Origin of the sequence: Marisediminicola senii (genome assembly GCF_011057645.1) — a bacterium.
GTDB lineage: Bacteria > Actinomycetota > Actinomycetes > Actinomycetales > Microbacteriaceae > Marisediminicola > Marisediminicola senii.
In genome coordinates this window covers 1-11,782 of record NZ_JAALGE010000027.1, presented here as the reverse complement: position 1 = coordinate 11,782, position 11,782 = coordinate 1, and the positions used below count along the sequence as shown (strand labels likewise).

The 11,782-nt window shown below is 69.1% G+C and carries 13 protein-coding genes and 2 rRNA genes; 8 read left to right on the top strand and 7 right to left on the bottom strand.

The features are described 5' to 3' along the window. Positions 1 to 3 precede the first annotated feature (3 nt). Complete coding sequence (locus tag G5S38_RS09645; RefSeq protein WP_165067850.1) at positions 4 to 693, top strand: hypothetical protein; 690 nt, start codon at positions 4 to 6, stop codon at positions 691 to 693. Positions 694 to 699: 6 nt separating this feature from the next. On the opposite strand, the gene G5S38_RS09640 is transcribed toward G5S38_RS09645, so the two are convergent. Together G5S38_RS09640 and G5S38_RS09635 are read right to left on the bottom strand one after the other, a co-directional pair. Next, entirely contained in the window at positions 700 to 1,347 is a 648-nt protein-coding gene (locus G5S38_RS09640; protein WP_165067847.1) for a LuxR C-terminal-related transcriptional regulator, read from the bottom strand. Beyond that, a complete protein-coding gene (locus tag G5S38_RS09635; protein ID WP_235928994.1) occupies positions 1,340 to 2,539 on the bottom strand; it encodes an ATP-binding protein in 1,200 nt (399 codons plus the stop codon). The genes G5S38_RS09640 and G5S38_RS09635 overlap by 8 nt, the downstream gene beginning before the upstream one ends. Before the next feature lie 115 nt (positions 2,540 to 2,654). Here G5S38_RS09635 and G5S38_RS09630 point away from each other — a divergent pair, with 115 nt between their 5' ends. From G5S38_RS09630 to G5S38_RS09615, 4 genes are all read left to right on the top strand, one after another. Next, positions 2,655 to 4,451 carry a PspC domain-containing protein gene (locus G5S38_RS09630; protein WP_165067842.1) on the top strand — a complete coding sequence of 599 codons (1,797 nt, stop codon included), beginning with the start codon at positions 2,655 to 2,657 and terminating at the stop codon, positions 4,449 to 4,451. Then, positions 4,444 to 4,809 (top strand): BCD family MFS transporter, encoded by a 366-nt coding sequence (locus G5S38_RS09625; protein WP_165067840.1) that lies wholly within the window; start codon positions 4,444 to 4,446, stop codon positions 4,807 to 4,809. Before G5S38_RS09630 ends, G5S38_RS09625 begins: the two co-directional genes overlap by 8 nt. Before the next feature lie 66 nt (positions 4,810 to 4,875). Continuing rightward, complete coding sequence (locus G5S38_RS09620) at positions 4,876 to 5,805, top strand: ABC transporter ATP-binding protein (protein WP_165067837.1); 930 nt, start codon at positions 4,876 to 4,878, stop codon at positions 5,803 to 5,805. After that, positions 5,802 to 6,647, top strand: coding sequence for an ABC transporter permease (locus G5S38_RS09615; protein ID WP_165067835.1), 846 nt, complete (start codon positions 5,802 to 5,804; stop codon positions 6,645 to 6,647). Before G5S38_RS09620 ends, G5S38_RS09615 begins: the two co-directional genes overlap by 4 nt. Positions 6,648 to 6,711: 64 nt before the next feature. On the opposite strand, the gene G5S38_RS09610 is transcribed toward G5S38_RS09615, so the two are convergent. From G5S38_RS09610 to G5S38_RS09600, 3 genes are read right to left on the bottom strand one after another with little or no spacing between them, the layout of a single operon-like run. Continuing rightward, complete coding sequence (locus tag G5S38_RS09610; RefSeq protein ID WP_165067832.1) at positions 6,712 to 7,749, bottom strand: UDP-N-acetylmuramate dehydrogenase; 1,038 nt, start codon at positions 7,747 to 7,749, stop codon at positions 6,712 to 6,714. Further along, positions 7,746 to 8,186, bottom strand: a complete 441-nt coding sequence (locus tag G5S38_RS09605; RefSeq protein WP_235928993.1) for a MaoC/PaaZ C-terminal domain-containing protein — start codon at positions 8,184 to 8,186, stop codon at positions 7,746 to 7,748. Before G5S38_RS09605 ends, G5S38_RS09610 begins: the two co-directional genes overlap by 4 nt. Continuing rightward, the gene (locus G5S38_RS09600; protein WP_165067830.1) at positions 8,183 to 8,629 is read right to left on the bottom strand and encodes an FAS1-like dehydratase domain-containing protein; all 447 of its coding nucleotides are present in this window, start codon (positions 8,627 to 8,629) and stop codon (positions 8,183 to 8,185) included. Before G5S38_RS09600 ends, G5S38_RS09605 begins: the two co-directional genes overlap by 4 nt. A gap of 547 nt (positions 8,630 to 9,176) precedes the next feature. On the opposite strand from G5S38_RS09600, the gene G5S38_RS09590 reads away from it, so the two are divergent. From G5S38_RS09590 to G5S38_RS09580, 3 genes are all read left to right on the top strand, one after another. Further along, positions 9,177 to 9,527, top strand: coding sequence for a hypothetical protein (locus G5S38_RS09590; protein WP_165067828.1), 351 nt, complete (start codon positions 9,177 to 9,179; stop codon positions 9,525 to 9,527). A gap of 542 nt (positions 9,528 to 10,069) precedes the next feature. Continuing rightward, entirely contained in the window at positions 10,070 to 10,681 is a 612-nt protein-coding gene (locus G5S38_RS09585) for a TetR/AcrR family transcriptional regulator (protein ID WP_165067825.1), read from the top strand. Between the two features lie 42 nt (positions 10,682 to 10,723). Then, positions 10,724 to 11,278: a DUF1697 domain-containing protein gene (locus G5S38_RS09580; protein ID WP_165067823.1), complete on the top strand. Its 555-nt coding sequence runs from the start codon at positions 10,724 to 10,726 to the stop codon at positions 11,276 to 11,278. Between the two features lie 99 nt (positions 11,279 to 11,377). Here G5S38_RS09580 and rrf read toward each other — a convergent pair. Beyond that, positions 11,378 to 11,494: ribosomal RNA gene (gene rrf / locus G5S38_RS09575) — 5S ribosomal RNA — on the bottom strand. A gap of 172 nt (positions 11,495 to 11,666) precedes the next feature. Further along, positions 11,667 to 11,782 (bottom strand): 23S ribosomal RNA (locus tag G5S38_RS15535); the annotation flags it as partial.

The following is an 11,782-nucleotide window of genomic DNA, read 5'->3' as shown; positions in this document are numbered from 1 at the left end:
GAGATGACTATGCAGCAGCGCGTCCGGCGGTCAGCAGCAGTACTCGTCTCGCTCCTCGTGCTGACCGGGTGCGCCACCGGTGGTTCGGGGTCGCCGACACCGTCGGCATCGTCGACCGGCGGGTCGTCCGCGTCGCCAGGGGAGTCGACCGACGGCTCGGCGTCACCGTCGCCCTCCGCGTCGCCGGACGCCGCGGCATCCACCCCGGTCATTCCCGAGGCGTGCGAGACGATCGTCGACCCGCAGACCTACGCATCGACGTTCGAGGGCACCCCGCTCAATGACCCGGGGGTCGTCGGCGAGGAGGGCGGGGAGTACTTCACCCCGACGGGGCGGGTCGACCCCGTCGCGCCGGCCGAGGGCGCGACCCCCGGGCAGGTCATCGCGAGCCAGACCCAGCTGCGCTGCATCTGGCGCGACCCGGGAGCCGACATCTCCGGCCTCACCGTCGAGATGGCCACGGTCGACCCGGCGATCGCGGCCCTGTACCTGGCGTCGCTTCCCGCGGACGGTTTCGAGTGCACGTCGGTCGAGGGCGGCGAGCGCTGCCAGCGGGTACGGCAGGACGAGCAGTACCCGGTCGAGGTCGGCGACACCGTGTTCCTGCGCGATTCGGTGGTCATCACCGTCTGGCAAGCGAACTTTCCGACCGACAACCTGCTCGGCTCGCTCGTCAGCACGGTCTGGGGCTGACGACCCTCAGAGAAGCTTGCGCTCCAGCGCCCACGCCGTGAGTTCGTGGCGTGACGACAGCTGCAGCTTGCGCAGCACGGCCGAGACGTGGCTCTCCACGGTCTTGACCGAGATGAACAGCTCGGTGGCGACCTCGCGGTAGGAGTAGCCGCGGGCGATGAGGCGCATCACCTCGCGCTCGCGGGCCGACAGTCGGTCGAGCTCGTCGCTGGTCTCGGCCTGCTCCCCCGCGACCGCGCCGAACGCGTCGAGCACGAACCCGGCCAGTCGCGGCGAGAACACCGCGTCGCCACCGGCCACCGCGGCGACGGCCCGCGAGACCTCCGCGCCGGAGCTGCCCTTGGTGATGTACCCGCGGGCGCCCGCCCTGATCACCCCGACGACGTCTTCCGCCGAGTCCGAGACGCTCAGCGCGAGGAAGGTCACCTCACCCAGCAGCGCGCTGGAGCGTCGGATGACTTCGGCACCCCCGCCTCCCGCGCCACCCGGCAGGTGCACGTCGAGCAGCACCACGCGTGGCCGGTGCTGGGCGATCAGCTCGACCGCTTCGTCGACGGATGCCGCCTCGGCGACCACCGAGAGCGACGCGTCGAGGTCGCTGCGCAGCCCCGACCGAAAGATCGAATGGTCGTCGACGATCAGCACCTCAATCACGGTCTACCTCCAACCGCAAATGTACTTCGGTCCCCACCCCGCCGGCACCCGGTCGCACGGTCGCCGTGCCCCCGGCGCGCATCATCCGCCCCACGATCGATTCGCGGATGCCGAGCCGGTCGGCCGGCAGTGCGCGGAGGTCGACGCCCGGCCCGCGGTCGCGCACGAACACGTCGGTCGATGCGGGCAGTGACTCGATATACACCGACACGTCTCCGCCGGCGTGCCTGGCGGCGTTCAGCATGGCCTCCCTGGCCGCCGCGAGCAGGGGCGCCGATGCGGTTCCCGCCGATGCCAGCCCGTCCGGCACGCCGGCCGAGACCACGTCGATGCGCGCGGCGAAATCCAGTTCGATGGATGCCGCGACCCGGCGCAGCTCGGTGGCGAGGTCGGCTGCGACCGGCTCGTCGGCCGCGAACAGCCAGTCCCGCAGTTCGCGTTCCTGCGCCCTCGCGATGCGGGCCACCTCGCTCGAGGCGCCCGCCCGGTTCTGGATCAGCGCGAGGGTCTGCAGCACCGAGTCGTGCAGGTGCGCCGCGATCTCGGCCCGCTGCTCCTCGCGCACCCTGGCGGAACGCTCGCGCATGAGCTCGGTCCACAGGGTCACGACGCGCGGCGCGACGACCACGGCCACCGCGAGCACGACCAGCCCCACCCCGATGACGGCATTGACCGCGCTCGGGCGGCTCGCGAGGGCGACCGCCCCGGCGACGAACAGCAGCGCGCCCGCGGCGATGCGAATGCCGGTGCCGTACCGCGGCGAGCGCCCGGGGTCGTGCCGGTCGAAGTACAGGCTCCACGCGACGGCGAGGCCGCCGGCCGCGGTGACGCCGAGGAGGGCCAGCGATGCGGTGCCCTCCGCGGTGGCGAGGGAGCCGAACGCGATCGCGGCCGATACGGCGGCGACGGCCACGAGCAGCGCGGCGACCGGGGCGCGGCGGCGCACGGCAGCGGCATCCACCATCGACGGATCCGGGGCCACGGCATCGGCGCCCTGCTCCTCGAGGGGAACGAACGCCCACAGCCACAGGTAGAGCAGCACGCCCCCGCCCCCCGCGACGGCGAGCGCGATTATCACCAGTCGCACCACTCGCGTCGACCACCCGAGGTGAACGGCCAGCGCTTCACTGACCCCGCCGACGACGACGTGGCGCGGGCGCACGAGGGGCGGCCTGGTTCGCGGTGTCGTCACCACTCGATCCAAGCAGAGGGCGACGGTGAGATCGCACCGGTCAGGGTGAAGATCAGGGTGCAATCGGGGTCATCCCCCATCGCCCCGACGCGCCTGCCGAGGCCATCATCGAGTCATGGTTACTGAATCACCCGGCGACGGCACAGACACCCCGCCCCCCGGCACCCCCGGCACCGCAGGCAGCACGAGCACCGCAGGCAGCACGAGCGGCCCCGGCGGCACGACCGCAGGCGGCACGGGCCCCACCCCACCCCCCGGCTCCAACCGGTTCTTCGAATGGCTGCGCGACATCGACCTGCCCCGCCGCCCCGGCTGGCTCGGCGGCGTGTGCGCGGGCATCGCCGAGCGGCTCGGTATCGACCCGATCATCGTGCGCGGAATCGTGGTCGTGCTCGCCGTGCTCGGCGGGCCCGCGCTGCTGCTGTACGCCGCGGCGTGGCTACTCCTGCCAGACGGCACGGGCAAGATCCAGCTCGAGCAGCTCATCCGCGGCCGCATCGAATCGCCGATCGCCGGCATCGGCGCGCTCGTGCTGCTGTCGATGCTGCCGGTGGCGCAGGGATTCTGGTCGCTCGGCTCCGACTGGCAGGGCGACCCGTACTGGGGAGATTCCGTCGGCCGCGCGATCTGGACGATCATCGTCCTCGCCGCCATCGTGGTCTTCGTCGTCTGGGTGGCCAGGCGCTCCGGCAGCCCCACCGACCCGCCGTTCGGCGCCCCCACCCCTCCCCGCGATACCCCCTACGGTTCAGCGTCCGACGCTCCGGCCACCGCGGCATACACGACCCCGTATCCCGCGTCGTATTCACCCGGGTATGGGGTGGATGCCGCGGCCACCGTGCCCCTCTCCGGATATCCCGCCACGACGGCCGCCGATGCCGCGCAGAACGCGACGACGCCGATGGCCTTCGGGGCCCCGACCTCGTCGGCTGATCAGCCTGCACCGTATGCAGCGACCGGTCCGACCGCGCCGACCGCGCCGACCGGTCCGACTCCGCCGACAGCGCCACCCGCCCCGGCCCGTGACGCCTCCGCCGAGGAGTTCGCGGCGTGGCGCGAGCAGCAGGCACTGTTCACCGCGCAGAACGCCGCGTTCAAGCGCCAGCAGCAGGCCGATCGACACGCGGCCGCACAGGCAGCCCAGGCGAGGGCCCGGGCTGAACGCCTCGCCCGCGCCGCCGCAGACCGCGCAGAGCGCGCCCGCACCAGGTCGAACCCGCTTTACTCGTTCGTCGTGATCGGCCTGGCACTCGTGGCAGGCGGCCTCACGGTGCTGGCCCTGGGCGACGGTCGGTACGACGCCCCCGTCGTATTCACCGGCCTCAGTGTCACCCTGGGCGTGCTGGCCGCCGGCATCATCGTCAACGGCGTGCTCGGCAAACGTTCCGGCGGCGCATCCGGTGTCGCGATCGTGCTGCTGGTCCCCCTGCTCGTCGCGGGACTCTCCCCGCAGGATCCCCGCTTCGACTGGGCGGGGCAGATCACCTACACCCCGGCCTACTCCACGGCCGACGCGTCGCAGAACCCCAACGGGTTCGTGATCGGGGTCGGAGACGTGACCCTCGACCTGCGCGAGTTCTACGACGCCGGCGGCAGCGTCGACGACCCACGCAACAACCCGGCAGACGTGAGCATGGTCATGGGCGCGGGCGACCTCACGGTCATCCTCCCCGCCGACGAATACGCGACCGTCGAGGCCACCGTGGGCGCCGGGTCCATCCAGAGCGACACCGGGCAGCGCTTCGGGGTCGACAATGACGGCGTTCTCCGCCGGCTTTCCGAGCGCTACCCCGTAGGCGGTGACGACGACTGGACGGCGGCCACGCGATCGATCGACCTGACCGTCGTGCTCGGCGCGGGCGAGGTGCGCGTGATCAGGGCCAACCAGACCGAAGGAAACGGCAATGACTGATAACGACACCACTTCATACGGCACCACCGACCGCGGCGGCAGCAGCAACAGCAGCGACCGCAGCAGCAGCGAGCGCCTGGGCAACAGCAGCACCAACACCAGCACCACCAGCGCCAGCACCATGGGCACCGCTGACCGTACACCGGAGCCCCTCCGCCCCCGTGCCACCACTATCGTGTGGGGGATCATCCTGCTGATCGTCGCCGCCCTCGCGTTCACCGTCAGCACCATCGACCCCGAGTTCATCACCGCCGAGGTCACGGTCTGGGCCGTGGTCGGATTCGGTGCCCTCCTCGTGGTCGCCGGTGCGATCGGGGCAGTCGTGCGGGCGGCGCGGCGGCGCGAATCCGACTACTGACGCGCACGCGCCACCGGGCGCCCGGCCGCGGTTGTGGCCGGGCGCTCCTGCCGCCAGCATGGAGCCATGACTGCATCCGATCCCGTCGTCAGCGTGCGCGACCTCCGCAAGAGCTACGGGCCCGCCGTCGCCCTCGACGGCGTGAGCTTCGACATCGAGCGGGGCGAGGTGTTCTCCCTGCTCGGCCCGAATGGGGCTGGCAAGTCCACCACCATCGAGATCCTCGAGGGGTACCGGGATCGCACCAGCGGTGAGGCGACGGTTCTCGGCCAGGACCCGCAGCGCGGCGGACTCGACTGGAAGGCCAGGCTCGGCATCGTGCTCCAGGGCACCGGCGAGAGCGGCAGCGCCACCGTGCGCGAACAGCTGCGCCACTTCGCGGGCTTCTACCCCCACCCGCGCGACGTCGACGAGGTGATCGCCGCCGTCGGCCTCGAGAAGCAGGCGGGCAGCCTGGTTCGCAAGCTCTCCGGCGGCCAGCGCAGGCGCGTCGACGTGGCGCTCGGCATCGTCGGCCGGCCCGAGCTCCTGTTTCTCGACGAACCGACCACGGGCTTCGACCCCGAGGCCCGCCGGGATTTCTGGCACCTCATCCGGTCGTTCCGCGACGAGGGCACCAGCATCCTGCTCACGACCCACTACCTCGACGAGGCGGCGCAACTGAGCGACCGGGTGGGGGTCATCGCCGACGGCAGGCTCATAGACATCGGCGGTGTCGACGAGATCGGCGGTGCCGACGCGCGAGTGCCCATCGTGCGGTGGCGCACCGGAAACACCACGCACGAGGTGCGCACCGCGACCCCCGCCATCGAGGTCGCCCGTATCGTCGAGGCAGGCGGCGGCATCGAACCCGAGGGCATCGAGATCACCCGCCCCAGCCTCGAGCACGTCTACCTCGGCATGCTGGCCGCGCTCGAGCAGGGTCGCTCCCCCCGCGAGAACGGCCAGGCGAGGGTGGATGCCGCGGCGCCGGTGACCAGGAGTGCCGCGTCATGACGACCACCCGGGCCCCGTCCCGAACCCTCGCCCCCGGCCGCACCCTCACGCTCGGCGCGAGCCGCGTCGCCTACGAGGTGCGCAGCTACTTTCGGCAGGGCGACTCGGTGTTCTTCACCTTCCTGTTCCCGGTCGTCATCCTCACCATCTTCTCGGTCGCGTTCAGCGAAGGCAGCTTCGCCGTCACGCCAGACGGTACCGAGGTGAACGCGGCGCAGTACTACCTGCCTGGGATGCTCGCCGCCGGCATCCTGCTCAGCGGCCTGCAGAACATGTCGATCGACATCGCGATCGAACGCAGTGACGGTACCCTCAAGCGCCTCGCCGGAACGCCCCTGCCGGTGATCAGCTACTTCATCGGCAAGATCGGCCAGGTGTTCGTGACGGGCACCCTGCAGTCCGCGCTCCTGCTGCTGGTCGCCGCAACGGTGTTCTCGGTTCCGTTGCCCACCGACCCCGCGCTGTGGGTGACGTTCGCCTGGGTGTTCGTGCTCGGCGTCACCACGTGCGCGATCCTCGGCATCGCCCTGTCACGACTGCCCCGCACCGGCAAGAGCGCCACCGCCGTGATCATCCCCATCACGCTCGTGCTGCAGTTCATCTCGGGTGTCTACCTGGCCTTCACCCAGCTGCCGGATTGGCTGCAGACCGTCGCCAGCGTCTTCCCACTCAAGTGGCTCGCGCAGGGCATGCGCTCGGTCTTCCTCCCGCAGTCGTTCGAGGCACTCGAGCAGGGCGGCAGCTGGGACCACGCCGGCATCGCCATCGTCACCGGCCTGTGGCTGGTGGTCGGCCTGGTGCTCACGAGGCTCACCTTCCGCTGGATCCGCAAGGACGCCTGACCGGCTCGCCCGAACGACTCCCCGGACCGGCTCTCACGACCGGATCCGCCGGCCGAAGCCCCCGCTACCGGTCGATGCCGACGTACACCGGCTCCGGCTGCAGCGAGACCCCGAACTCATTGCGCACGCGCTCCATGATGAACCGCGCGAGCTCCGCGACGTCCGAGGCGGTGGCGCTCCCCCGATTGATGATCGCGAGGGTGTGCTTGTTCGAGATGCCGGCGCCGGAGCCGGGCAGGGCGAAGCCGCGTCGGATACCCGCCCGCTCGATCAGCCAGGCCGCAGAGACCTTGACGGTGTCGTCGTCCGACGGCCAGCGCGGGGCGTCCCACGGCAGGGTCCTGGCGAAACTCTCGGTGACGATCGGGTTGGTGAAGAACGATCCGGCGCTCACCGAGTCGGGGTCGGCGGCATCCAGCACCATGCCCTTCGACGACCGGAGCGACAACACCGTGTCGCGCACGGATTGCACCGGCACCCGGTCGCCCAGCGATACGCCGAGCGCCGACGCCAGCTGGTCGTAGGCGACGGGGCGGCTGAGCGCGCCGTCATCGGTCAGGGCAATATCGATCGAGATCACGATGCCGCGGCGCCCGCGCTTGAGCGACGACGTGCGGTAGCCGAGGCCGAGCCGGTCGGCCGGGATGGTCTCGAGTTCGCCGCTCAGGTAGTCGAGGAACTCGATCGACACCAGGCTGTCGGAGAGCTCGGCACCGTACGCGCCGATGTTCTGGATCGGCGACGCACCGCACGATCCCGGAATGCCCGACAGGGCTTCCATTCCGGCGAGTCCGGCCCGCACGGTGTGCGCGACCATCTCGTCCCACGGTTCTCCCGCCTGCACGCGCAGGGTTACGGTGTCGCCGTCGCGCCCCACCTCGTCGATACCGCGGGTCGTGGTCCGGATGACGGTGCCGTCGAAACCGTCGTCGCCGATGAGCACGTTCGAGCCACCGCCGAGCGCGAGCCACTCCTCGCCCGAGGCCCAGACCTCGCGCGCGACGTCGATCAGCTCGGCACGCGTGCCCGGGGCGAGCAGCTCGCGTGCGGTTCCGCCGACGCGGAGGGTGGTGTACCCCGAAAGGGTGTCAGCGTGAGTCATGAATCGAGGGCGACGCGCACCTGCGCCTTGCCCAGCACCGTGGATCCACCGCTCGAGACCGTGAGGTCGATGCGGACCTCGGATGCCGCGGCATCCACTTTTCCCACCGTCGCCGTCACCGTGATCGAGGCTCCATCGACGGGGTGCACCACGACGGGACGGGTGAATCGCACCCCGTACTCGACGACGCGACCGCGGGTGCCCAGCCACTCCATGACCGGCTGGATGGCGGTACCCATGGTAAGCATGCCGTGCGCGAGCACCCCGGGCAACCCGACCCCCTCGGCGACGTCATCGCGGTAGTGGATGGGGTTGAAGTCACCCGACGCCCCGGCATACCTCACCAAGGAGTCGCGCGTCAGGTGATAGGTCGCTTCGGCCACCACATCGCCCGTCGCGGGCAGCGAACCCGCCTGCCCGGCATCCGCGCCGGTCACGAGTCGCCTCGCACGACGAGGGTGGAGGTCGCGGTCACGACGTGGCTGCCGTCGGCCGCGGTCATCGCGGATTCGGCGGTGACCATGGCATTGCCGCCGAGGGTCTTGATGCTGGTCACCGTCAACGTCGCGGTGAGTTCATCGCCGGCCACGACGGGCCGGGTGTAGGCGAAGCGTTGCTCGCCGTGCACGACCCGCGAGAAGTCGATGCCGGCATCGGGTTCCGCGAGCAGTTGCGCGAGGGTGGCCTCCTGCACGACGACGGGAAAGGTCGGCGGCGCGACGACGTCGGGGTAGCCGGCGGCGACCGCGATGGCGGGGTCGAAGTGCACGGGCGCGATGGCCTGAACGGCCGTGGCGAACTCGCGGATCTTCTCCCTCCCCACCAGGTATGGGGGAACGGGGGCGAATACGCGGCCCTGGAGGTCGGGATTTACTGGCACACCGTCAAGCCTAGCCACGCAAGGCCCCGACACCGTTCGCGCATGACAAAGCCCGAGCGACCTCATGGTCACTCGGGCTTCGGGTGGATCTGGCTAGCAGCCGATGCCTATCGGCATCAGGTTGACTGCGTGCCTACTGGCAGCTGTCGCACTGCAGAAGATCCATTGGGTCGACGGGTACTTCGTAGCCGCCTACGTAGCTGTCGTTGTCCATAATGTTCTCCTTCACGTCTGGGGCCCTGTTGGCCGTCATGTGGCCGTTGGCCGTCATGTGGCTGCGGCGTGTGGTTCTCCGAGCCTTCACATTCACGAGCCATTCATTCCGGCGTCGTGCTTACCCACTATATAACCCTAACTACAGTCCTGTCATTCCACTAGATGTAGTGGTTGGCCAGGTCGGGCGTGTCGCGCCGATGTCGATTCCCACCACCCCGAAACGGGGGGCACTCGCTCGAGGGACTGGTGTATCGGGCGTCATTACGCCTACCCTGAAGCTAAATCGGGGGATTGGGGGGCAGCGATGTCCGAGGCACGCGTAACGCAATTGGTGGCGCCGACAGACGGCTTGTTCGTCGTCGCGACGGCTCCGGCCGGCTGGTACGAGATCGATGACACGACGAGGCGCTGGTTCGACGGTCGCGACTGGACCGACTACTACGCGCCCATCCTGCGACTCGTTCCCGCTATTGATCCGGAGCGGGCGTCCGGCGTTGACCTCGACCCCGACCTCGACCCCGACATGCAGCCCCGGCCCGTGGTCTGGCCGACAGGACCGAACAACGGGCTCCACCTCGTGATGGCGATCATGACCCTGGGTCTCTGGCTGCCCGTGTGGGGCGTCGTCGCGTCCGTCGCCGTCGTGCGCGGGTTCTTCACCCGGTCACTGCACGCGAACTGACGCCCGCGCGCTTCACACCTCATCGCGCCGCGCTTCGCCTCGCGCCTCGCCGCCTCGCGCCTCGCCGCCTCGCGCCTCGCCGCCTCGCGCCTCGCCGCCTCGTACTTCGGGCGCATCACGCCACCACACGCTCGCCGATCATGTATGCCGATACGGTCTCAAAATGTACCCCGAATGTCCTCCTAAAATGCGACTGTATTCCCTCTACGGATGACGAATAGTAGGTGATGCACCGGGTGCATGCACCGGGTGCAGAACCACTGAGCACCTGACTCCTCTCCGCTCGCGGTGAGACTACGGGCGAGAACGCAGTGACGCGTCATTCGGGTTGGCGCGTCATGCGACTGAGGGTGAGCTGTGACGCAATGCGGCCAGGGAATGCTGTGGGGAATTAACCAGGTGATGGATGCAGGGCGCGGTCGGGGGACGGCGCCAGCACCATCGCGGGGGTGGGGTCTGCCGGGGGGCCGACCCCACCAATCTTTAACTTTCGGTGCTCCACTCGGCGCAGCCGCCAATGCTCGCGACGAGGAGTGACCGCCATGGCGCACCACGACGACATCACGGCAGAGTCCCGGGCGTTGCGCGATCGCATCGAGCGCGCCGCGATCGACCTCTCGATCCAACACGGCTATGAGAACGTGACGATCGAAATGATCTGCGAGGCCGGCAAGTGCTCGCGGCGCACCTTCTTCAATCACTTCGGCTCGAAGCAGGGGGCCATTCTGGGCCCGCCCCCCGCCGTGGCCAGCGCGGAGAACGTCGCGGCCTTCGTGGCCAGCACGGGGCCGAGCATCCTCGAGGACTTCGTCGAGCTGATGAAGGGGGCGCTCACGCCGAAGTCGCAGGACCGCGACCTGTTCCGGGAACGCCGCCTGGTCATCGCCAGCGACCCCGCCCTGCTCAGCGCGAGGATGCGCGACGTCAACGAGATGGAACGCGCCTACATCCCGATCATCCTGCGACGCATGGCCGTCGACGGACGCGTGGTGAACGACGACCCCGACGCCATCGACGATGCCGAGATGATCATCACGCTGACGACGGCGATCATGCAGTTCGCCACCCAGATGTGGGTCAGGCCCGGGTACACCGACGGTGACGCACGCCTCATCCCCAACTCGATGGCCATCCTGCGCCGCGTCGTGGACTGACCGGCCCGCCACGCAGCTGCGCCACCGCGTACAGTCCTCCCCATGCGCACTCATGTCGCCCTGCTGCGGGGTGTCAACGTCGGCGGCCACAACCGGTTGCCCATGGCCGACCTGCGGGCGCTCGTGAGTACCCTCGGGTACCGCGATGTGGCGACCCATATCCAGAGCGGCAATGTGGCCTTTGGATGCTCCGAGCCCGACGAGACCCGAATCGCCGACGCCCTGGAGCATGCCATCCTCGCCCGCACCGACTTCGCGATAGCCGTCGTCGTCGTGACGGCGCACGACCTCCGCACGGCGCATGCGACCACCCCGTTCCCCACCGAGCTCGACGCCCGGCGCGTGCACGTGGTCTTCTATCGCGACCCCCTCGACGACGCGCGTACACAGGACGTCATCGACACCCAGGAGCGGCTTCGCGCCGCAGGCTCGGACGACCGCGCAGTCGTTCGAGGCCGCTTCCTCTATCTCCACACACCGCACGGACTGGGTACTAGCCGTCTCGCCAGCGAGCTGCTGCGCGTTCGCGCCGGCTCCCCCGTGGGTACGGCTCGCAACTGGGCAACGGTGCAGCGCTTGGTCACAATGCTGGACTGACTGCCCGTCATCAGTTCTGTGTGAAGTGTTGCGGTTGTGGTGGGTTAACGCAAAATGGCCACCCTGTGTGGGTGGCCATTCTGGGTGTTACTAAGTTAAGTCCGGCGGTGTCCTACTCTCCCACAAGGTCTCCCTTGCAGTACCATCGGCGCTGAGAGTCTTAGCTTCCGGGTTCGGAATGTGACCGGGCGTTTCCCTCTCGCTATGGCCGCCGAAACATCATTCGATTTCTCGTTTGGGTGTTCCAACAAACATGCTTCCCCCCCCGTGACCACATCCGTTGCCGGGTGTGATGTGGGGGTAGTGGTTTGTTTTTGTTCCCGACCGTAAATCGGGAACTACAAAGTGGACGCGTGCACCTGTGCTGGATACCAGCACAATTTTGGGTGTTATCAAGTTATCGGCTTATTAGTACGGGTCAGCTTCACGAGTCTTTAGTCCTCGCTTCCACATCCCGCCTATCAACCCAGTAGTCTAGCTGGGAGCCTCTCGACCTAAGTCATG

What these genes read in the sequence shown, in the direction of transcription:
- G5S38_RS09645 (WP_165067850.1), top strand. Translation starts at nt 4, where the DNA reads ATGACTATGCAGCAGCGCGTCCGGCGGTCAGCAGCAGTACTCGTCTCG.
- G5S38_RS09630 (WP_165067842.1), top strand. Translation starts at nt 2,655, where the DNA reads ATGGTTACTGAATCACCCGGCGACGGCACAGACACCCCGCCCCCCGGC.
- G5S38_RS09625 (WP_165067840.1), top strand. Translation starts at nt 4,444, where the DNA reads ATGACTGATAACGACACCACTTCATACGGCACCACCGACCGCGGCGGC.
- G5S38_RS09620 (WP_165067837.1), top strand. Translation starts at nt 4,876, where the DNA reads ATGACTGCATCCGATCCCGTCGTCAGCGTGCGCGACCTCCGCAAGAGC.
- G5S38_RS09615 (WP_165067835.1), top strand. Translation starts at nt 5,802, where the DNA reads ATGACGACCACCCGGGCCCCGTCCCGAACCCTCGCCCCCGGCCGCACC.
- G5S38_RS09610 (WP_165067832.1), bottom strand. Translation starts at nt 7,749, where the DNA reads ATGACTCACGCTGACACCCTTTCGGGGTACACCACCCTCCGCGTCGGC.
- G5S38_RS09585 (WP_165067825.1), top strand. Translation starts at nt 10,070, where the DNA reads ATGGCGCACCACGACGACATCACGGCAGAGTCCCGGGCGTTGCGCGAT.
- G5S38_RS09580 (WP_165067823.1), top strand. Translation starts at nt 10,724, where the DNA reads ATGCGCACTCATGTCGCCCTGCTGCGGGGTGTCAACGTCGGCGGCCAC.